This window comes from Staphylococcus sp. 11-B-312, from assembly GCF_016743055.1.
GTDB classification, from domain to species: Bacteria; Bacillota; Bacilli; order Staphylococcales; family Staphylococcaceae; genus Staphylococcus; species Staphylococcus ureilyticus.
On the sequence record NZ_CP068241.1, the window covers coordinates 160,228 to 182,978 of the forward strand.

General features: G+C 32.7%; 20 protein-coding genes and 1 pseudogene. 14 read left to right on the forward strand and 7 right to left on the reverse strand.

Going from position 1 to position 22,751, the window contains the following annotated elements:
* Positions 1–164 precede the first annotated feature (164 nt).
* From JG554_RS00735 to JG554_RS00770, 8 genes are all read left to right on the forward strand, one after another.
* Positions 165–1,448 carry an MFS transporter gene (locus JG554_RS00735; protein ID WP_070038769.1) on the forward strand — a complete coding sequence of 428 codons (1,284 nt, stop codon included), beginning with the start codon at positions 165–167 and terminating at the stop codon, positions 1,446–1,448.
* A 41-nt stretch (positions 1,449–1,489) separates the two neighbouring features.
* Entirely contained in the window at positions 1,490–2,593 is a 1,104-nt protein-coding gene (locus tag JG554_RS00740) for a Gfo/Idh/MocA family protein (protein ID WP_070038772.1), read from the forward strand.
* Between the two features lie 45 nt (positions 2,594–2,638).
* The gene (locus tag JG554_RS00745) at positions 2,639–3,100 is read left to right on the forward strand and encodes a NanQ anomerase/TabA/YiaL family protein (protein WP_070038775.1); all 462 of its coding nucleotides are present in this window, start codon (positions 2,639–2,641) and stop codon (positions 3,098–3,100) included.
* A gap of 99 nt (positions 3,101–3,199) precedes the next feature.
* Entirely contained in the window at positions 3,200–4,363 is a 1,164-nt protein-coding gene (locus JG554_RS00750) for a sialidase domain-containing protein (RefSeq protein ID WP_203265339.1), read from the forward strand.
* Positions 4,364–4,434: 71 nt separating this feature from the next.
* Positions 4,435–5,217, forward strand: a complete 783-nt coding sequence (locus JG554_RS00755) for an exo-alpha-sialidase (protein WP_203265340.1) — start codon at positions 4,435–4,437, stop codon at positions 5,215–5,217.
* 232 nt (positions 5,218–5,449) lie between these two features.
* Positions 5,450–6,553 (forward strand): helix-turn-helix domain-containing protein, encoded by a 1,104-nt coding sequence (locus tag JG554_RS00760; protein WP_070038778.1) that lies wholly within the window; start codon positions 5,450–5,452, stop codon positions 6,551–6,553.
* Positions 6,553–7,359: a membrane protein insertase YidC gene (gene yidC / locus JG554_RS00765; RefSeq protein WP_238394794.1), complete on the forward strand. Its 807-nt coding sequence runs from the start codon at positions 6,553–6,555 to the stop codon at positions 7,357–7,359. Before JG554_RS00760 ends, yidC begins: the two co-directional genes overlap by 1 nt.
* Before the next feature lie 96 nt (positions 7,360–7,455).
* Positions 7,456–8,256 (forward strand): hypothetical protein, encoded by an 801-nt coding sequence (locus tag JG554_RS00770; protein ID WP_238394780.1) that lies wholly within the window; start codon positions 7,456–7,458, stop codon positions 8,254–8,256.
* Positions 8,257–8,444: 188 nt separating this feature from the next.
* On the opposite strand, the gene JG554_RS00775 is transcribed toward JG554_RS00770, so the two are convergent.
* The 3 genes from JG554_RS00775 to JG554_RS00785 all read right to left on the reverse strand — a co-directional run bounded on the left by JG554_RS00775 (position 8,445) and on the right by JG554_RS00785 (position 10,178).
* Entirely contained in the window at positions 8,445–8,543 is a 99-nt protein-coding gene (locus JG554_RS00775) for a type I toxin-antitoxin system Fst family toxin (RefSeq protein ID WP_338014907.1), read from the reverse strand.
* A gap of 301 nt (positions 8,544–8,844) precedes the next feature.
* A complete protein-coding gene (locus tag JG554_RS00780) occupies positions 8,845–9,210 on the reverse strand; it encodes a cupin domain-containing protein (RefSeq protein WP_070038787.1) in 366 nt (121 codons plus the stop codon).
* 14 nt (positions 9,211–9,224) lie between these two features.
* Positions 9,225–10,178 (reverse strand): NAD(P)-dependent oxidoreductase, encoded by a 954-nt coding sequence (locus JG554_RS00785; protein ID WP_070038790.1) that lies wholly within the window; start codon positions 10,176–10,178, stop codon positions 9,225–9,227.
* 277 nt (positions 10,179–10,455) lie between these two features.
* On the opposite strand from JG554_RS00785, the gene ahlS reads away from it, so the two are divergent.
* Both ahlS and JG554_RS00795 read left to right on the forward strand, forming a co-directional pair.
* Positions 10,456–11,304: an AhlS family quorum-quenching N-acyl homoserine lactonase gene (ahlS, locus tag JG554_RS00790; protein WP_046206906.1), complete on the forward strand. Its 849-nt coding sequence runs from the start codon at positions 10,456–10,458 to the stop codon at positions 11,302–11,304.
* A 15-nt stretch (positions 11,305–11,319) separates the two neighbouring features.
* Positions 11,320–12,447, forward strand: coding sequence for a zinc-dependent alcohol dehydrogenase family protein (locus tag JG554_RS00795; protein WP_070038793.1), 1,128 nt, complete (start codon positions 11,320–11,322; stop codon positions 12,445–12,447).
* A 96-nt stretch (positions 12,448–12,543) separates the two neighbouring features.
* Here JG554_RS00795 and JG554_RS00800 read toward each other — a convergent pair whose 3' ends face one another.
* The gene (locus JG554_RS00800) at positions 12,544–13,962 is read right to left on the reverse strand and encodes an anion permease (protein ID WP_046206908.1); all 1,419 of its coding nucleotides are present in this window, start codon (positions 13,960–13,962) and stop codon (positions 12,544–12,546) included.
* Between the two features lie 342 nt (positions 13,963–14,304).
* Entirely contained in the window at positions 14,305–15,081 is a 777-nt protein-coding gene (locus JG554_RS00805; protein ID WP_070038796.1) for a 3-hydroxybutyrate dehydrogenase, read from the reverse strand.
* A gap of 201 nt (positions 15,082–15,282) precedes the next feature.
* On the opposite strand from JG554_RS00805, the gene JG554_RS00810 reads away from it, so the two are divergent.
* The 3 genes from JG554_RS00810 (at position 15,283) to ptsG (ending at position 19,489) form a co-directional block, all read left to right on the forward strand.
* Entirely contained in the window at positions 15,283–16,242 is a 960-nt protein-coding gene (locus tag JG554_RS00810; RefSeq protein WP_070038800.1) for a cation diffusion facilitator family transporter, read from the forward strand.
* A gap of 213 nt (positions 16,243–16,455) precedes the next feature.
* Complete coding sequence (gene glcT / locus JG554_RS00815) at positions 16,456–17,292, forward strand: glucose PTS transporter transcription antiterminator GlcT (RefSeq protein ID WP_070038803.1); 837 nt, start codon at positions 16,456–16,458, stop codon at positions 17,290–17,292.
* A gap of 181 nt (positions 17,293–17,473) precedes the next feature.
* Positions 17,474–19,489, forward strand: a complete 2,016-nt coding sequence (gene ptsG, locus JG554_RS00820) for a glucose-specific PTS transporter subunit IIBC (protein ID WP_070038806.1) — start codon at positions 17,474–17,476, stop codon at positions 19,487–19,489.
* Between the two features lie 85 nt (positions 19,490–19,574).
* Here the strand turns inward: ptsG and panC are convergent, their stop codons facing one another.
* Together panC and JG554_RS00830 are read right to left on the reverse strand one after the other, a co-directional pair.
* Positions 19,575–20,423 carry a pantoate--beta-alanine ligase gene (gene panC, locus JG554_RS00825; RefSeq protein WP_070038809.1) on the reverse strand — a complete coding sequence of 283 codons (849 nt, stop codon included), beginning with the start codon at positions 20,421–20,423 and terminating at the stop codon, positions 19,575–19,577.
* Positions 20,420–20,938, reverse strand: a pseudogene (locus JG554_RS00830) (3-methyl-2-oxobutanoate hydroxymethyltransferase); the annotation flags it as partial. The gene panC and the pseudogene JG554_RS00830, both read right to left, overlap by 4 nt.
* Before the next feature lie 155 nt (positions 20,939–21,093).
* On the opposite strand from JG554_RS00830, the gene JG554_RS00835 reads away from it, so the two are divergent.
* Positions 21,094–22,590 carry a glycosyltransferase gene (locus JG554_RS00835; protein WP_107360146.1) on the forward strand — a complete coding sequence of 499 codons (1,497 nt, stop codon included), beginning with the start codon at positions 21,094–21,096 and terminating at the stop codon, positions 22,588–22,590.
* The last annotated feature ends 161 nt before the right edge of the window (positions 22,591–22,751 follow it).

A 22,751-nucleotide genomic window follows, 5' to 3' on the forward strand; every position in this document is an offset into this window, starting at 1 on the left:
AAGCATTGTTACAAGTATATGGTAACGCTTACAATATTAGGTGAATATCTATTTAATAGCAATAAAGAAAATGGAGTGGTTATAAAAAGGGTCATTTATGCAAAAAAGAAATCTTTATACAGTCGTTTGATTCTGTATATTAAAAAATAAAGGGGGTTATGTTTATGAATAGTAGTAAATTGTCCAAAGGTTTTCCTGAGTCTCAGAAATCTATTAATCGTTTCCGTTGGTTTATGGTTCTACTTTTACTGTTTGGAGCAATTATAAACTATTTTGACCGTACAAATATAAGTATTGCGAATATCGTAATTGCTGATGAATTCGGACTTGGAGAGGCTAAAATGGGTGTTCTATTATCTGCTTTCGCATGGCCATATGCAATAGTAAGTTTATTATCAGGATGGGCAGTGGATAAAAAGGGCCCCAAAAAAATATTAACTTGGGCAATCGTTTTTTGGTCACTTGTTACTGTAATTAGTGGATTTGCAAATGGATTTATATTTATGTTACTTGCAAGAATATTACTTGGTGCTTCCGAGTCTCCTTATTTTGTAGCAGGTGTTAAAGTTACAAATCGCTGGTTTCCCAAAGAAAAAAGAGGGTTTCCAACCTCAGTTTTTAACATGGGGCCAACTATTGCACAAGCAATTGCTCCTCCAATACTAACTGCAGTTATGCTATTTGCAGGATGGCGAATAATGTTTATATCTATTGGAGCACTTGGTTTTATTTTCGTAATTCTCTGGATAATATTTTATAAAGATCCAAAGCCCGAAAATGATTATGAAATAAACGCAATAGAAGAAGAGAGCAAGGATGAGAATAGTAGTAATTTAACTTGGTCTTCATTATTTAAATTCAGATCGACTTGGGGAATGATAATAGGTGCATTTGGTACTAACTTTACGCTTTGGGTCTTCCTTACCTGGCTTCCAGGATATTTATCTAAAGGAAGAGGACTAGACCTAATGACTACTGGTTGGGTGTCTTCCATTCCATTTATTGCGGGTATTTTTGGTGTCCCAATTGGTGGATTATTAGCAGATTATTTAATTAAAAAAGGCGTAGCTCCAATCAAAGCTAGAAAATTTCCAATTGTAGGGGCTGCTATATTATCAGCTATTTCTGTTATACCAGTTCCGTACGTTTCAAGCACAGTTTTAGCCATAGTCTTTTTATCTATCGGATTTTTTGCAAGCTCTATCCCTCCCAGTGTTATGTGGACTTTAAGTACTGATGTTGCTCCAAAAGATAAAGTAGGCTCTTTAGCAGGTATTCAAAATTTTGGTGGATTTTTAGGAGGGGCTACAGCTCCGATGGTAACTGGCGTAGTGGTACAAACAACTAGTTCATTTCAAATGGTTTTCTTAATAGGAGCTATACTATTAATAATATCAGCTTTTAGTTATGGCTATATTTTAAAGAACCCTATTAGAGTTCAGAGATAAACAAAATAACTTTATAATAAAATTGTTGAAGGTGATTATATATGAATACTATTAAATATGGAATTGTGGGTACAGGATACTTTGGAACAGGACTCGCAAGAGAATTAAGTAAATTAGAGGATGCGAAAGTTTCTGCTGTTTATGATCCAGAAAATTCTGATGAGATAGCAAAAGAATTACAATGTGATATGGAAACTGATATCCAATCCCTTTGTGAACGTGAGGATATTGATGCTGTTATTGTTGCTTCGCCTAATTGTTATCATAAAGAACCTGTCTTATTAGCTACTAAAAATAAAAAACATGTTTTTTGTGAAAAGCCGATTGCTTTATCATATAAAGATTGTGAAGAAATGGTTAATAGTGCCAAAGAAAATGAAGTTATTTTTATGGCAGGACATGTAATGAATTTCATGAATGGAGTTAGAACAGCAAAACGACTAATTAATGAAGGATATATAGGAGATATTTTATTTTCTCATGCTGAACGAAATGGTTGGGAGGAAGAGCAAACTCAATTAAGCTGGAAAAAACAAAAGGAATTTTCAGGTGGTCATTTGTATCATCATATCCATGAGTTAGATTGTATACAGTTTTTGATGGGAGAACCGCAAAGAGTCACAATGATTGGAGGTAATGTAGCGCACCAAGGGGAACAATTTGGTAACGAAGAAGATATGTTATTTATTAATTTAGAGTTTCCAGAAAATAAATTTGCTACTTTACAATATGGCTCAGCATTTAGATGGAGTGATCATTTTGTGAAAATACAAGGTACTAAAGGAGCAATTTTAATTGATTTACAAAACGCGCAAGTTATATTGAAAACGCCTAGTCAAGAAGAGTACTTTTTATTACACGAGACAAAAGAAATCGATGAAGATCGTGCAAAAATTAATAAAGCGACAGAAACAGATGGAGCGATTGCGTATGGGAGACCTAGCCAAAAACCCCCAATGTGGCTACATTCTATTATGAGAGAAGAAATGGAATTTTTACATTATATTTTACAAGGTGGAAAAGTTTCAGAAGAATTTTATCCACTATTAGATGGTACAGCTGCAAAATCTTCAATTGCTACAGCTGATGCTTTAACTTTATCTTTAGAAAAAGATGAAAAAATAAACGTAGAAGATATTAAATAAAGTAAGGCTTTTATTTAATATCTTGCTAAAACAAGAGGTGATAACATGATATTAGGCAGTATTAATGATTTTGACCAAGACTGGTTTTCTCCTTTGATTAATAAAGCATTAAGTTATATAAAAAGAACAGAATGGTCAAATGTAAAACCAGGGAATTATGAAATTGATGGAGATAACATGTTTGTTTCTGTACAAGAAGTAACAACAATTAATAAAACTGAAAAAATGGCAGAACGTCATTCTCAATATATTGATTTACAATATCTTGTTTATGGCGAAGAAACTATATATGTGGCGCCGCCTTCGGAAAAAAATGTTATAAATGACAATAAAATAGAAAGTGACGATGTTCTATTATATAGTAAGGTACAAAATGAATCTGAATTGAATTTAATTCCAGGGATGTTCACGATACTTTTCCCTAACGATATACACACACCAGGTTGTTGTAATAAAGAAAAAATGAGTATTAAAAAAGTTGTTATTAAAGTGAGAATACCTAATTAATGCATTTTAAAATCAAATAGTTAAAGACGAAATAAGGAAGCATTTTTTGTAAGAACTGTAGTTGAAAAATTTTCGGAAATCGGGATGGAGTGAATTTTTATGGAAAATAATTCTAATATAGAGTATAAGCCAATTTTTGAAAAAAATAACGTAGTGTTAAAAAATGAAAGTTTAGATATAACGGATGAGTTAAATCAAATATTTGTGTCAGAAGATTCCGCAATTATCATTAAATTTAAGTCGAATAATAAAAATGCTTTACAAGCTTTATTTGGAATTTCAAATAAAGATGAAGGTTTTGAAAATAATTATTTTGACATTTTCATTAGAAATGACGGGGAGCTAGGTGCTGAAATTAGAGATAATAATGAAGATATTAACCATTTAATTTCAAGACCTGCTTCTCTATGGGGAAAAAATCAAGAAGGGCAAGTTTCCAATATTATAGCATTTGTCTCAGATTCGCAAAAGAAGACTTATACATTGTACGCTAATGGAGAAAAAATAGCGTCGGAGAGCGTTTCAAGATTTAAACCTATTAATAAAATTTTAGGAGCGAATTCCTATGTATTGGGTGGAGTTATACGATCAGGAAAACTTGATTTTAACTTTGAAGGAGAAATACAATCATTTAAGATATATAATGAACTTTTAACTGAAAATGAATTAATAAATGCAACTACTAATGCCCTCACAAATAAAATGATTTTTAAAGCAGGAGACGCTACAAAAGCAAATTATTTTAGAATCCCTGCTTTATACACTTTAAGTAATAAAAGAGTACTTGCAAGTGCAGATGCTAGGTATGGAGGAACACATGATTCTCCAAGTAAAATAAATATTACTACTTCTTATAGCGATGATAATGGCATGACGTGGTCACATCCCAAATTAGCATTAGAGTTTGAAGACTATGCTAAACAAACTATTGATTGGCCTAGAGATAAAGTGGGAAAAGAAGAACAAATAAGTGGTAGCGCTTCCTTTATTGATTCCGCACTAGTAGAAGATAAAAAAACTAATAAAGTAATTTTAATGAGTGATTTCATGCCAGCTGGAATTGGAAATAGTAATGCATTAAAAGATGATTCAGGGTTTAAAAAGATAGATGAGCAGTTGTACTTAAAATTAAAATATGAATATGAATCATCATATAACTATTCTATTAGAGAAAACGGTGTAATTTATAATGATAATTCAAACACTCCAACTGAATATAGTGTGGATAATTATTATAATTTAAAAAAGAAGGTAAATACCTAACTATTGAGCAGTATTCGATCAAGTTTGACAACAAAGAACTTGTTGAATATAAAAATGGTAATACAGTTAAAATGAATATATTTTATAAGGATGCCTTATTTAAAATAACGCCTACTAATTTCATAGGATATACAACAAGGAGCGATTCAGGCGAGACTTGGGAGGCTCCACTTTTATTACCACCCTTTCTCGGAATTGGTCATAATGCATCTTATCTTAGTCCGGGACAAGGCTTAATTGCTACTAAAAATAATCGGATTATTTTTTCATCTTATTCAGATAAACAAATGGTATTTATTATTAGCGATGACAATGGAGATACATGGGAGTCAAGAAAAGCTCCTCTTCCTTTTTCTAATGCGACTGCAGAAGCCCAAATGGTAGAAATTAAACCTGGCGTAATACAAACATATATGAGAACTACCACTGGTAAAATAGGGTATATGACGAGTCTAGATAATGGAGATACATGGGATGAAGTGAAATATTTAGATATCGTCGAAAACACTTCTTATGGAACTCAATTATCAGTTATTAAGTACTCACAATTAATAAATGGTAAATCAGCAGTGATATTGAGCACACCAAATTCTACTAAAGGTAGAAGACACGGTCAAATATGGTTAGGATATATTAATGAAAATGATAATATAATAGACTGGAATAACGAGTATGATATTGATTATCCCCGTTATGGATATTCTTATTCAGCATTAACTGAATTATCTAATCATAAAATAGGTTTATTATATGAAAAATATGACTCTTGGTCTAGAGAGGAGTTGCATCTAAAAAATATATTAAAATTTACGACTTTAACCATTACTAATATTACAAATAATTCAACTATTTAAACTTATCTATTGTCATGAGTAACGTCTGATTTAAATAAAATATTTTTCTATAAAACCTTGATTCTTTAGCGTTTGTCATTGTGACAAAATTTTTAAGCCATCTCTTTTTATAAGTGATGGTTTTTAGCATTCTATAGTTTCTCATATGGAAACTTTGTTTCTATATGTTGATATATAAGAAATATAACTTATTTAAATTTTTTAGTAACATTAATTATAAGAGGTGTTATTAATGATTCAAATATCTAAAACAATCAAACAAGAACGTTTAAGACGTGGAATGACTCAAGAAGCATTAGCTGAGTATCTCAATACAACAAAAACAACTATTTCTAAGTGGGAAAACGCCACACTGTATCCTGATATTACAATGTTACCAAAACTAGCAAAAGTGTTTAATATTTCAGTGGATGACCTGCTCAACTATAGTATTACTATGACAGATGAAGAAATTAAGGAAGTATCTATATCATTATCTAAGATGATCAATAAAACTAGTTATGAAGAATATGTATCAACTGTACGTGATTACTATATTAGTCATTGTAATGAATTTAAGTTTCTCAACTCATTGTTAGGGATTTTAGCAAATAACATTTTATATTGTGAGAATGAAATGCAAGTAAAAGAAACAACAAAATTGGCACATGAAATAATTAAAACGACAGAGGACAACTCGGAATCTATATATTTGAAAAGACATGCACAAGGATATCAAACATTAATGTATATGTTTGAAGGTGACTATTCATCAGTTATAGATAATACACCCGATTTTGATTTAAAAATTGGTGAAAATGCTACCTTAACTTTAGCTTATTTACAAAAAGGTAATATTTCAAAAGCAAAAAATGTAATTCAGACAGATATGTACCAATCTCTAATGATTTATATGCATGACTTTGCTTTAATGCTTACTTTTGACTTATATTCTGTTCCTATAGAGTGTTTAGAGTCTAAACTTCATTATGTAAATAAAGCTTTTAATGTGGATTATTTGTATCCACACCTAAGTATGAACTGTTATTATAAACTTGCATTATATTACGTTAAAAATGATGATAATAAAACCATTCAATATTTGAAGCGGTATTGCCAATGCTTTGATTATTTAACTCAAAATTTTGTTTATCAAAAAGATGAATTCTTTAATAAAATTGACGAATGGCTAAACACTTTACCATTAGAGAATCGCTTACCAGCAAATTATGAAAATACTTTGAATATAGCAAGCTCTAGGATTTTAGAAAATGAGGATTTTATGGCTTTGGATAACTTTAAATCTATACAAGAAGATGTGTACAGAATATATAACAAAGGGATGAAAAATAATTGATACATAGAAAAAAACTAATAGCATTACTATTATTAAGTTTTACTTTGCTTTCAGCCTGTGACTATTCAAAGCCAGAAAATAGAAATGGCTTTTTCTATCATACTTTTGCAGTACCAATGGATCATCTTTTACACTGGTTAGGTTCTATATTTGATAACAATTATGGATTAGCAATCATTGCAATCGTGTTAATCGTTAGAATTATCATGTTACCGTTCATGTTAGCTCAATCTAAAAATGGGCATTTGATGCGTAAGAAAATGGAATTTGTGAAACCTGAACTAACTAAGATACAAGAGAAAATAAAAAAAGCGAATACGCAAGAAGAAAAAATGGCAGCGAATCAAGAAATGATGGACAAATATAAAGAGTACAATATGAATCCTATGAAGACAATGCTAGGATGCTTGCCATTACTTATACAAATGCCTATTTTATTTGGACTCTACGTTTCGTTAAAATGGCCTTCGAGTGGTGGTTTAAATGAACATACTGATTTTCTTTGGTTTAATTTAACACAGCCTGATATTTGGATTACTATAATTGCTGGTATTTTATACATTATACAACCCTTAATAAATATGGAAAATATGCCTAAAGAACAACGTTCTATGGGTTATATCATGGCAATTATTTCTCCTATATTCATCATATATATTTCAATCACCTCAGCTTCGGCTTTAGGGCTATATTGGACGATTAATGCTGCATTTTTGATTATTCAAATGTTCTTTTCAAATAAGTATTATTCGAATTTAGCTACAAAAGAGGCTAATCAATTGAAAAGAAAAATTGAAAATAATTAGCATGTTAACTAAATATAGTTAGCTTTCAAGCGATACTTATTGAACTAACAAAACTATACTATGTTATATTGCATTAAGGAAAAAAATTCAATATTTTTGAAAGGAGTTATAAAGTTGCCTGTCTTAGTATTATTCGTTGAAACAATTTTAGTAACAATATTTATGATTGGTAGCATGGTGGGATTTTTTAATAACTCCATTTCCCCATGGATATTAGTTATTTTTTGGGTGGCGAGCATTATTGTTTTATTGGGAACTATTATGATAAGACGTTACTCTAAACGAAAATATAAAAGAGAACTTACGTTATATGAAAAAAGTCCTAACTTAAGAAAGAATGAATATTTTTATCAAGCCCCATTGTACATATTCGATGGTATACATATCAAAGTTCATGGTATGAGCGATACGATATGGACTCCATATTTTAATAATAATCTTCAAAAATGGCTAAGTGTATTTGATATTTTCCCTGTTTATGGTGTTAAACTTACATCACTAGATCATAATATTATGTTAAAAAGAATTAAATTATGGTCTTTAAGGCCACATTATAGTGTCTTTGTTGATGGAAAAGAAGTGGGGATGTTACAGATGATAAAATTGTTAAAAGGAGGAATAAAACAACAAACTCCTTATGTTTTTTCAGACAGTAACGACACATATAATTTTAATAATCCTTATTTTTCAACTAAAACAATGATAACAGGAAAAGAAAACAATGAAATATTAGCAGCGCAACGTTCATTTTTTGATTTAGGTAAAAATATAGTAACTCGACGGAGAGGAGAAAGTCACAATATAGCAATTGGTTCAACTGAATCAGTTATACCTTACCCTAACGAACTTTGGATTGCTCTATACATTCAAGTCATGATAAATAAACAAAAGGATTAATAGTGAAACATTTATTTTATTAAAAGAGTGTATATTTGCACATCGATAGTGTATCGCATTTAAAGCATTTTGCATTCCTACTCACTATGATGTTATAATATAAATAACGAATAGAAAGTCCGTAGATATACACCGAGCCCCAACCTATTGCCGTAGGTTGGGGCTCTTTATGTGATATGGATAGTCGCCTATTTATTGCGTTGGTTTAACCGATAGGTAAACCAAGCTACAATACATCCGGTTATCACAGGTGCAATTACCGTTACGAATAAAAAGTCCACAGACACTCACCTCCTTCCGTCGAAAACATCGCCGGAAGTTAAGGCGACTTCATTATTATATCATTGGTAAATATTTAAGCACATCTACTTTCCACAAGTTGAATGATGTTAGTCAAATAGGTGATAAATGAAACAACAACAGAAAAATATACAAGATCAAGAAAAACATGTTAAAGAATATAAAGGTTATTAAAATTAATCCAATACCACTTAAGAGCCCTAGCCACTAAAGCAGACTTATAGCCCAAAAGAAAACCACCCGTGAAACAGGTGGTTTTAATTTTATAATAATTAAAATACATCGCGCTTATTGTGCACATTCATATGGGTTGAAGTCCAATGGCATTGGTGTAGCAAAACCTAACATGACAAAGTCTTCATCACCGGTGTTAGTCATGCCGTGCGCATCTCCTGGGAATGAAACGAATATATCTCCGGCTTTAATGGGTTTTTGTTCATTATCATTTGTGAAAAATGTTCCTTCGCCTTGTAGTACAATCCAAACATCATCTGCATCTTTATGTGTGTGACAAGGTAATGATTGTCCTGGTTTAAGACACCAAACCGCACCAGCTGAATGTCGTGTTTCATAAAATATAGTTTTTTTCGCTGCGTCGTCAGAAAAATGTTGTAACTCATTTATTTTAAAAAAGCGATTGGATGTTTGTGGCATATTTTTCACTCCTGTTAGTTTACAATATAGTTTGGTTGTTCACCGCTAAGTTGTTTCACTACGTTAGATGCTGCAATTTCAGCCATCATATCTCTTGCCTCGAATGTCGCATTGCCAATATGTGGTGTGATAACTACGTTTTTCATTGATTTTAGTGCTTCAGTAATTTTCGGTTCAAACTCAAACACATCAAGTGCTGCACCTTCAATAATACCTTCTTCTAGGGCTTTTACTAATTCTTCTTCATAAACAATTGGACCTCTTGATGCGTTGATTAAATATGAAGTTGGTTTCATTTTTTTGATCGCATTATAGTCAATCATGTGCTTTAACTTTTCATTATATGCACAGTTTAAAGTTACAAAGTCTGAACGTTTTAAAAGTTCGTCTTGTGAAACATATTCAGCATTTAATTCAGCTTCTTTATCTTCATAACGTTTAGGACCTGAATAAAGCACATTCATATCAAAACCTTTAGCACGTCTTGCAACGGCAGTACCAATTTCACCTAATCCTATAATACCAATTGTTTTACCAGATACTTCACGTCCTCTAAAGAATAATGGTGACCAACCGTTAAATCCTTCATTACGGCAAAGTTGATCTCCTTCAGGAATTCGTCTTGCAACAGCAAGTAAAATACCCATTGTTAACTCTGCAGTTGAATTGGTTGAAGCAATGGGTGTGTTTGTCACATTGATATCGTGTTCACGCGCAGCTTCAATATCAATATTATTAAAACCAGCACCATAGTTAGCTATGATTTTTAATTTTGGTGCAGTTTCAATAACTTTTCGGCTCACGTTAGTAGATAATAAAGTGATTAATGCATCTACATCCTTAATTTTTTCTATTAATAATGCTTCGGAAATTAGCGTTTCACCAGTATACATATCTACGTCAAAATGTTGTTCAAGTTGATTAAGCCCGGCTTCTGGGATAGCACCTGCGATAAAAATCTTCTTCATAAAAGTCGTCTCCTCCTATTTTGTGAAAATATTCACATTTTTCAATTTAAGTTTAACACTATTTGGTGTTTTGGGTATGTAAAAAGTGCCAAAGTGTATTGTGTGTTTTGTGTGATATGGACAAACTGCATTTGTACGTAGAAAAGTGTCGAAAGTTGATTGAATTTCAAGTGAAAATATAATAATTCATTTTTATATAAGTGTTGAGTGCAAGTATTAGTATATTTATGGAAAACCCTTACATTTTAGTGTAATATTATACTAAGAGGTGATTGGTATGGTGAATATAAAAAAAGACCGTATGAAAATATATGTGTTGGATAATGGGCGAATGAAAATGGATAAAAATTTAATGATTGCAAATTCAAACCAAGCGACATTAGATAATCCAAATAAAGAAAATGAACTACATGAATTTCCGATTTATACCGTTTTTATAGATCATCCGGATGCTAAGATATTATTTGATACTGCTTGTAATCCGAATTCAATGGGCGAAGAAGGACGATGGATTAATGCAACACAAAAAGCGTTCCCTTATTTTTCTGATGAATCATGCCACTTACCAAATAGACTAGAACAATTAGGTGTCGATCCTAAAGATGTGGATATAGTAGTAGCTTCCCATTTACATCTTGATCATGCTGGTTGTTTAGAATATTTTACAAACGCAACTGTAATTGTTCACGATGATGAATTCAGTGGTGCAATGAAGTGTTATGCGCGTAATCAACAAGAAGGTGCGTACATTTGGAGTGATATCGATGCTTGGATTAAAAGTGATTTGACTTGGCAAACTATAGCGCGAGATCAAGCACATCTAAACCTTGTAGATGGTGTGAAAGTACTTAACTTTGGTAGTGGACATGCCTGGGGAATGATTGGTTTGGAAATTGAAACTGAAGAGTTAGGAACACTCATCTTAGCCTCTGATGCTATTTACACACAAGAAAGTATGGAACCTAAATTACAACCACCTGGTATTCTTTATGATTCGGTTGGTTGGGCAAATTCAGTGGAATATATTAAGCGCCTTGCTCAAGAAAAGAATGCAGAGATTTGGTTTGGCCATGATGGTAACCAATTTGAATCTTTTAGAAAGTCTACGGATGGTTATTATGAGTAAAGGATGTGTGAAGCAATGAAAACAAAAGCTGCAGTATTATATGAAATGGGTGTTGAAGGGCCATATGAAAAAATGAAGCCTTTAAAAATAGAAACTTTAAATCTTGACGCCCCTAAACAAAATGAAGTGCTAATTAAAATTCATGCCGCGGGTTTATGTCACTCTGATTTGTCAGTGATTAATGGTAGTCGTCCAAGACCAATGCCTATGGCGCTTGGCCATGAAGCTGCAGGTGAAATTATAGAACTAGGTGAAGGTGTTAGTGATTTTGAAGTTGGAGATCACGTTGTCTGTACTTTTATCCCTAGTTGCGGTAAATGTATACCATGTCGTGAAGGAAGACCTGCATTATGTGAAAATGGTGCAGCTTCCAATGAGAAAGGTGAGATGATAGAAGGTGGGTTCCGACTATCTAAAGAAAAAGATGTCATACATCATCATTTAGGTGTTTCTGGATTTTCAGAATATGCTGTTGTCTCAGAAAATTCAATAGTTAAAATAGATCCAGAAATTCCTTATGAAAGAGCAGCAGTGTTTGGTTGTGCTGTCATTACAGGCATAGGTGCTGTTATAAATACAGCTCAGATTAGACCGGGGAGTAACGTAGCGGTAGTGGGTCTTGGTGGCATTGGACTCAATGCTATAATAGGTGCGAGACTGGCTGGTGCTAATGAGATTATTGCTTTAGATATTAACGAAGATAAATTTGAAATTGCTAAAACTTTAGGTGCAACAGCAGTGTTTAACTCAAGTGATGAAAATGTGATTGATGATGTTAAAACATATGTAACAGGTGGCGCTGAATACGTGTTTGAAACAGCAGGTGTAGTACCTGCAATGCAAGTAGCATACGCGATAACAAAACGGGGTGGTTCAACAGTGACCACAGGTTTACCTGATCCAAAAGCAGAATTTTCATTTCCACAAGTAACGTTAGCTGCTGAAGAGAGGACGATTAAAGGTTCATATGTTGGAAGTTGTGTTCCTGATCGTGATATACCAAGATTCGTGAGTTTATATCGTCAAAACAGACTCAATGTTGATCCATTAATCAGTGACGTCATTTCATTAGATCAGATTAATAAAGGTTTTGATCAGTTAGCAAATGGCGATGCCGGTAGAATTATTATCAAAATGTCTTAATTAATAATTCAAAATATATAAAACAAAGGTTAAGTTGCGCGTAAAATCAACAAACAACTTAACCTTTTTATAATAGAAAAACGTTGTGAGTTCATATTACATGATACCAATCATTTTCATCCAAATTGATCCTATGCCAATCCAAACGATAAAGTAAACAATACCGAGAATAAAATTCATTGTCCACCAACGTTTTTGGCTTATATAATCAGCAGAAAATAGTATCGGTGCAGGACCGCTACTATAATGTGTTGTTGAAGCTAATAGGTTACCGAAGAAACCTAATATTAAAGCGCTGAATAATGGCGGTGCACCAGCGGCGACAGCGACTCCTAATAGTGCAGCATACATCGCACTAACATGTGCCGTTGCGCTTGCAAAAAGATAGTGTGAATAAAAATAGAAAACAATTAATAATATGAGCACGATTGGCCAACTAAAATTACCTAAGCTGGATGCAATTAACTTACTTAACCAAGGGATAAAGCCCAGTTTATTAAGTTGATCAGCCATTAATACAAGCACTGAAAACCAAATTAATGTGTTCCAGGCGCCAGTTTCATTTAAAATATCTTTCCAATTTAAAACGCCTGTAATGAGTAAGAGTGAAAGTGCAATAAATGCTGTTAATGTAGCATCTATTTGAATGACACTTCCAGTAATCCATAAAGCGAGTGCTATGATAAAAATAGCAATCATAAATTTTTCTGGAATGGATATTTTACCCATTTTCATTAATTCTTTATGTGCCCAGTTTTTAGCATTTGGCGTTTTTTTAATACTGGGTGGATATATTTTATAAATAATGAACGGTACTATGATCAAAGAAATCAAGCCTGGCACAAGTGCAGCTAAGAACCAGTTCATCCATGTTATATGTACATTCGCAGTGCTTTCTGCAAGGTTTTGTGCGAGCGGATTACCAGCCATCGCAGTTAAAAACATTGCAGCAGTAATTAAATTACCTTGAAATTCAGTGAAAATTAGAAAAGCACCCATTTTTCTTTCTGTACCTTTTTTTGGGTCTGAGCCAAATGATTCAGATAAAGATTTAATAATTGGGAACATAATACCACCTGCACGTGCAGTATTACTAGGTGTTGCCGGTGCTAATATAAGATCTACGCCTACGAGTGAGTACGCGAGTCCCAAGGTCTTTTTACCAAAAAGATTAACGAATTGTAATGCGATACGTCGTCCTAAGCCTGTCTTCACAAAGCCTCTTGAAATAAAAAAAGCTATGACAATGAGCCAAATACTATTATTGCCAAAACCTTGTACGGCATTTTTTATATCAGAGACGCCTGTAATTACCATGACAGTAAAACCTAGTATAGATACAGCTCCAATAGGCATTGGTTGTGTGATACAAGCAATGATCGTTGCCACAAAAATAGCAAACATATACCAAGCTTGTATACTAAGTGAATCTGGTTTGAAAGGGGTGAGCAGCCAAATAAGTATACCGATCACTAAAGGTAAAATGAATTTACGGTACTTTATTGAGTTTTGCATACTACAATTTCCTTCTTTCCATACAGGTTACTTACTACAGTTATCAATTTATACTTATAAAAAAGAGATGTAAAGAAAAAAGGTTATAGACAATTAAATACTGAATGATTCATTTTGTGAATCAAATTATTCGAAATTTTGAGGTATATTAGAAAAACTAGAAATCAGTTTATGTACTTATACGAAAATTGATCATGGGAACAGAGCTAATATGGCAATTTACACACTCGGGAAGTCTTCGGTTTGTCTGCGCGTACTGTGCGCTCATGATCATATATATTATAAAAAGACGACTGCTTTACAAATTTTAAATAAAGCAATCGTCTTTGTAATTGTTAAAAATTATTGTGCTGTATAGCCGCCGTCAATTACGATTGCTTGTCCAGTGACACTTTGAGCTTTATCGCTAGCAATGAATACAGCATAATCAGCAACTTCTTGAATATTTACAAGTTGTTTTTGTGGAATTAATGGGAATAGTACGTCTTCTAATACTTGTTCAACACTCACATTTCTTATTTTGGCAAGGTCATTCATTTGGCCTCGAACGAGTGGTGTATCAATGTATCCAGGACAGATCGCATTGACTGTCACACCATCTTCGGCTGCCTCTAAAGCTGTAACTTTTGTTAGACCAATGATGCCGTGTTTGGCACTGTTATAAGCAGATTTGCCAGAAAATCCTACAAGTCCGTTGATAGAAGACATGTTTAAAATTCGTCCGTATTGTTGTTGCTTCATTAGCGGAAGTACATGCTTTGTCATAATAAAAGTACCAACTAGCATAATATCTATCATTTGTTTGAATTTATCAGTTGGAAAATCTTCAATATTTGCCACGTTTTGAAGACCTGCGTTGTTAATTAAAATATCAATTTGTCCATACTGTTTTACGGTTTTATCCACTAATGCTTCTACATCTTTTTCATTAGAAACATCCGCAGTAACACCAATACAATCAAAGCCGTTTGATTTAAATGATTCAACTGTACGATTTAATGCATCTTGATTAATATCGGTAAATACAACTTTTGCACCTTCATTTAAAAACACCTGAGCAATTTCCAACCCAATGCCACTCGCTGCACCTGAAATAATTGCGATTTTGTCTTTTAACATATGTTTGCCTCCCTTTTTATATCATATTTAGCTTACATTTATTCAATGGATTAGTAAAATAAAGGATTTAATTGTGCTATATATGCTCTTTTTGTGGGAGTTCGATTATAGAAAGACAAACAATTCAATAATATTTATATTTTAATATAAAATAATAGTATAATTCATTTTAGAAAGAAGGTATAATTTAGTGTAGTTAAAATGAATAGGAGGCTAAAGTTATTGAGTAGGAGAGAATATTTTCATCACGTTGATCATCGGAAAAAGCAACAAAACTCTAAATTAACACTGTGGCTAACATTTATTATTACACTGATATTTACCATAGTAGAGTTTGTCGGTGCCATACTTTCAAATTCTTTAGCATTGTTATCTGATTCGTTTCATATGTTAAGTGATGTTATCGCATTAAGTTTGTCTATGGTTGCGATATATTTTGCAACGAAAAAGCCTACGTCACGTTTTACATTTGGTTATCTGAGATTAGAAATATTAGCTGCTTTTTTAAATGGTTTAGCATTAATGATTATTTCATTATGGATACTGTATGAAGCAGTTAAGCGTATGATTTATCAACAACCAATTGAAAGTGGTGTTATGGTTATCATAGCCACGATTGGTTTATTCGTTAATATCGTTTTGACAATCGTGCTTGTACGTTCTTTAAAACAGGAAGACAATATCAATGTTCAAAGCGCATTATGGCACTTCATGGGGGATTTATTAAACTCAATCGGTGTTATTGTTGCTGTCGTGTTAATCCACATAACAGGATGGCAGATGATAGATCCAATCATCAGTATCATCATTTCCTTAATTATATTACGTGGTGGATGGAAGATTGCTAAAAATGCTTGGTTTGTATTGATGGAAGCTGTGCCTGAAAAGTTCGATATTGATAAATTAATTGCTGATATGAAAAGTATAAAAGGGATTGATGATGTTCATGAATTTCATTTGTGGAGTATAACCACGGAACACTTTTCTTTAAGTGCCCATGTTGTACTAAGTGCTCGGTCTGAGGATGAATCATTTAATGTCATAAATAATGTTTCTAAATTATTGGAAAATAAATACAATATCAAGCACACAACGTTACAAATTGAAAACCTTAGCATCAATAGTCATTCTAAGACATATTATGAAAATTTGAAATCATAACTATTCAGTGTTTGTAGAAATTTAATTTGTTGAATGTATGATTATATAGACAGAGAGAAATATAAAATTTAAATAAGCTTTCATTATCACGATAGAGAAAAACACCATCTTTTTTATAAAATATGATTAATTTGAAAGAGCTACATCTTCTTAGTTTTAATTTATTAAAATACGCTATATAATTTTAAGCAATAACTTAGAAAGGTGTATATGATGGGTCAATATCAAATTACAAAACCATTAAACAATAATGTTATTATTTGTATGCATCAAAAGCGTGAAGTGGTACTTATTGGCAAAGGAATCGGGTTCAATAAGAGACCAGGGATGGTTGTAGATGATGAGACAATGATAGAAAAAGTTTATGCGCTAGAACAGAAAAAGCAACAAGAACATTATAAAGCACTTATTGAACATGCCGATGATTCTGTCATTCAAGCGATTATTGAAGCGATTAATATGATTACTAATACAGATTTAGAAATTGATGATAATCGCTTAATTGTAGCGTTAACGGATCACATTATATTTGCATATAAACGACTCATGCAAAATCAATATATTAATAACCCTTTTGCAATCGAAACGAGACATCTATACCCTGAAGCTTATAAAATAGCTGCTTCAGTTATCTATAAACTCAATTCAGTATTGTCACTTCAATTTCCAGAAGATGAGGTTGGGTTTATAGCATTACATATTGCTTCTAATATGGAAAAGCTAACAATGAGCGAAATGAATAAAATTAATGATTTAATCAGTAAATGTATTCAAATTGTGGAGCATGATTTACACCAATCTATTGATACGACGTCTGTACAATATCAAAGATTTATTAGACATATTCAATTTTTAATTAGAAGACTGAGTATAGGGGAAACGATCAAGTCGCAAACTGAATTTGAAAAGATGTTGAAAGCGCATTATCCGCTGTGCTATAATGTTGCTGTCAAAATAATGAAAATGATGCAAAAACAGTTAGGTGTCACGGTATACGAAGCAGAAGTTATTTATTTAACGTTACATATCAACCACTTAACACAACAATAAATAAGCACGTGTTACTGATTCGATCAGGCATGAGTACTTAGACAGAGCAAAAGCTCAGTTTATTTACTCATGCCTTTTTTTGTGCCTTTGACCTTGTTTTGACGCAAAAATATAGAGACTTATAATATATTATGTTTTGTACATGAACGTTACATAGTTTCTTGAAAATGGAGGATATATTATGTGGAAGAAATTTTTTGGTCAGCTTCAACGTATAGGTAAGGCTTTGATGTTACCTGTGGCCATTCTACCAGCAGCTGGTTTGTTATTAGCTTTTGGGACAGTTTTACAAGGAGACGTTTTACAATCTTATCTCCCATTTATTAAAGCAGATGGATTTCAACATGTTGCTCAAATGATGGAAGGCGCAGGGGTTGTCATTTTCGATAATTTACCTATGATTTTTGCATTAGGTGTGGCTATCGGTTTAGCTGGCGGAGATGGTGTTGCTGCGATTGCTGCATTTGTAGGGTTTATGATTATGAACAAAACCATGGGTGCATTTTTAGGTATTACATCAGATAATGTCAGTGATGCTGCTAGTGGTTATGCAAATGTACTAGGCATACCTACCTTACAGACAGGTGTGTTTGGAGGGATTATCATTGGGGCGTTGGCTGCATGGTGTTATAACAAATTCTATAATATTTCATTGCCAAGTTATTTAGGATTTTTCGCTGGTAAACGATTTGTACCGATTATGATGGCAACGTGTTCTTTCATTCTTGCATTTCCGATGGCGTGGATTTGGCCAACCATTCAATATGGTTTAAATGCATTCAGTGAAGGTCTCTTAGAATCTAATACAGGTATAGCCGTATTCTTATTTGGCTTTATTAAACGTTTGTTAATACCATTTGGTTTACATCATATTTTCCATGCACCGTTCTGGTTTGAATTTGGAAGTTTTAAAAATGCGGCTGGACAAATTATTCATGGAGACCAGCGAATTTTTATTGCTCAAATCACTGAAAACGTACCACTGACAGCTGGTAAATTTATGGGTGGGGAATTTCCGGTAATGATGTTTGGACTACCTGCTGCTGCTCTAGCAATTTATCATTCGGCAAAGAAAGAAAATCGTAAAGTGGTTGGTGGTCTGATGTTATCAGGTGCCTTAACATCATTTCTTACAGGTATAACAGAACCGTTAGAATTTTCGTTCTTATTTGTAGCACCGCTCTTGTTCTTTATTCATGCAGTGCTAGACGGTTTTGGCTTCTTAATTATGTACTTATTGAATGTACATTTAGGCTATACTTTCTCAGGTGGATTTATTGATTTCTTACTGTTGAACATCTTACCTAATAAGACAGCTTGGTGGCTTGTTATTCCAGTAGGCATAGTCTATGCAATACTTTATTACTTTATATTTAGATTTATTATCAAAAAATTAAATTATAAAACGCCTGGTAGAGAAGATAAAGAAATGCAAAATAATTCTGTATCAGTAAGTGAGTTACCATTTAAAGTTTTAGATGCAATGGGTGGAAAAGAAAATATTAAACATCTTGACGCATGTATTACACGTTTAAGAGTAGAAGTTAATGAAAAATCTCAAGTAGATGTTGAAAGTTTGAAACAACTAGGTGCTTCAGGCGTACTAGAAGTAGGCAATAATATGCAGGCGATTTTTGGGCCGAAATCAGATCAAATTAAGCATGATATGGCACAAATTATCGCTGGTAATATCACAAAACCAGAAGAGACAACGATTGAAGGTGAAGCGATGAATGAATCAGTTACAGTTGAAGGTGAAACGATTTATGCACCACTTAAAGGTCGTACAGTACCGTTGGATGAAGTACCAGACCAAGTATTTAGTGATAAATTAATGGGTGATGGTCTTGCGATTTATCCAGATAATGGAGAGGTTGTGGCACCGTTTGATGGCACAGTAGAGTTAGTCTTCCCTACCAAACATGCGATAGGTTTAAAATCTGAATCAGGTGTAGAAGTGTTAATACACTTTGGTTTAGAAACTGTTGGATTGCAAGGAGAAGGTTTTACAGTCCATGTAGATTCTGGAGACACGATTGTAAAAGGTCAATCACTTATGACTGTAGATTTAGACTATATTAAAACACATGCAAAAAGTGACATTACGCCGATTATCGTAACTAATTCTGGAGAACACGAGATTAAAACAACACATGACGGTGCAGTCGACACAGGAGAAGTTTTAATTAAATTATAATATATATAAAACCTCTTAATTCACAATATCGTGTAATTAAGAGGTTTTTTGTAGAAAAACAGTATTAATCTTATCATTCAATCAATTAATCTCCGATAATCATATTATCTATTAAACGTGCTTTGCTGAATTTTACAGCTAGTGAAATGAAAATTTTCCCTTTAATGTGTGTGATTGCTTCTAATTCTGGATAACTATATATAGCTACCGTTTCTATGTTACCGGATGTATGCTGTTCAATATATGTTTTAGCTGTGTCTATTAATTTGGCACTATCACGCTCTCCTTGAAGATATTGTTCGTTTGCTAACTGTAAGCTTTTATATAGTGCAGGCGCTTCTTGTCGTTCTGTATGCGTCAAATAAACGTTGCGTGAACTTTTAGCGAGACCATCAGATTCACGTACTGTATTAACACCAATGATGTCTATTGGATGATTAAAATCCATGACCATTTTTTCGACGATAGCTAGTTGCTGTGCATCTTTTTTGCCGAAATACGCACGTTGTGGGCGAATAATGTTAAATAACTTGTTAACAACTGTGATGACACCATTGAAATGGCCAGGACGTTGTGCACCTTCTAAAACAGTGGCGAGCCTACCAGCATTTAACTTTATCGTAGGTTCTTCAGGGTACATCTCTTCTGCTTCAGGATAAAAGATATAGTCTACACCAACCGATGCTGCTTTAATTTTATCTTGGTCTATATTCCTAGGATATGCATCAAAATCTTCATTTGGTCCAAACTGTAGTGGATTTACAAAAATGCTGATGATTGTAACATCATTTTCCATTACGGATTGTGACATCATTTCCAAATGGCCTTCGTGTAAAGCACCCATGGTTGGAACAAAGCCGATGGACTGATTATTTTCTATTAAATTTGCACTTAGTTTATTCATTTCTTGAATAGATGTAATTAATGTTGTCATTCTGATACCTCATCCATAATTTGTTTTTTATACGTATGTGATTCATCAGGAAATATTTCGTTTTTGACTTCTTTATGATACTGCATTAAAGCTGTTATGCCGCTGGAAAAGTCTCCATATTGCTTGACGAATTTAGCTTGGTGTGGCACTTCATAGTTCAGCACATCATGATAAACCAATACTTGTCCATCAGTATCCTTACCTGCTCCTATACCAATCACTGGGATGTCTAAATTTTTGGTGATTTGTTCAGCTAAATCACTCGGAACAGCTTCTAAAACGAGCATAATGGCGCCAGCTTGTTGTACAGCGTAAGCATCATTTATGAGTTGCTGTGCTGTTTCTTTTGTATTGGCTTGCATCTTGTACCCAGTAATACCAACGCTTTGTGGTGTAAGTCCTAAATGTGAAACGACTGGTAGACCAATGTTATTACAATTTTTTATAAAATCAATTAAATGTGCACCTTCAACTTTGATTGCATTTGCATTAGTTTGTTTGTATAAATCTATAGCATTTTACACAGGAGTCTGGACTTGACTTAATACATATTAGTTTATAATAAATAGTAAATAATAAGTAAGATACACAATATAAATTATTAGTTTTAAAATTTATTAAAGCAAATGATATCAATAATAGACTTCAGGGATGAGAATGAGGGGAAATCATGATTTATACAATAACGAGCACATTACCACCAGTACATGGAGGCAGAACTAAAGCATTGCTAAGCCGAATAAAATTAATAGATAGTGAATTGGGGATCAAAAGTAAAATTTTAACAACGAATTATAATGCCAATTATCCATCTGTTTATGAAAAGTTTATAAATGAAGGAAAGGTGACAGAACACACAGAATTTGAAAATTTATATGATTGGCTGAGTGGTTTCAAACTATTAGAAACGCCAAAGACTAAATTTAAAAAGCAACCAAAGTATCAAACGATGGACCGGGAACTCGAAGGGTTGGAAAGTAAAAGTTTTAAAGATGGAAATGTTATGAGATATTACAAAAATAATAATTATGTATTGTACAGAAAATATTATGACAATAGCAATATAGTTCAACTTGAAGATTTTATGTCATCTATTAGTAAAAAACGGTTAGAACGTTGGGAATATAATGAATTTGGTCAATTGCATAGAAAGATTTATTACACGCATAAACCTTTTTCAAAATTATGTGAAGTTTATTTTGATACATACGGAGCTATATACTGTAAAAAATTTTTTAATACAGAGCGAGAAAGTTTAGATTATATCCAACTTTATAAAGATGATAGACCTTACTTATCCTTTAATAGTGAAAAAGCATTATTTAAATATTATTTCGACCATCGGTTCAATGAGGATGATGTAGTATTTAATGATGCTAGACTTTTAGATGAACCATTATTAAATCAAACCCATGCGACTAAAAATATTTTAGTTTTTCATAATAGTCATTTGAATGGACAACAAATGAAAGGTTCATATAAATTTGCGCTCAATCATTCTGAAAAAGTAGAAAAATATTTAATATTAACTGAAAAGCAAAAAGAAGATATTTTTAGCCAAGTACCACTAGATGAAAGACAATTAACAGTAATACCACATTCGATTAAAACTTATAAATCACTTGCAAACGAAAATAAGTTAGATCGCTTTGTTTTTATTGGTAGATTAGGTTTTCAAAAACAAGTAGACCATTTAATTAAAGCGTATAAGCAATTTTTAGATTATGGCTATGATACGAAATTATCCATATTTGGTATGGATGAAGATGGACAGAAAAAAGTGTTGTTGGATTTAATTGAGCAGTTTGGCATTCAGGATCAAGTAGAAATCAACGCTTTTACGAATAATCCTTTGAGAGAATTTCAACAATCAAAAGCCTCACTTTTAACAAGTAAATTTGAAGGATTTGGTTTAACTGTCATGGAGAGTATCGAAGTTGGTTGTCCAGTAATTGCTTATGATGTGAGATATGGACCGTCAGAGATTATAAATCATGGTGTGAATGGTTATCTCGTTGAGCCAGATAATATTAAAGCGTTTGCTAACTGTATGGCTAAAATCATCGATGAGCCATTTAATAACGTACAGACTAGACCCGAACTTAGTCATGATAAAGCTGTAGAAAATTATAAAAAACTATTTCAAGACATCGGGTATACTAAATAATAAAATTTTTTCCGTCTCTCTTTATCATATATTAATCAGTATGTTTCTGCTGCATATTTTACAAAATAAAACATATACGAAAAAACAGTTGTCATTGCTTAATCAAAGCAGTGACACTGTTTTTATTTTGTTATTATTCATTTGAAGGTTGGTCGTTGTGA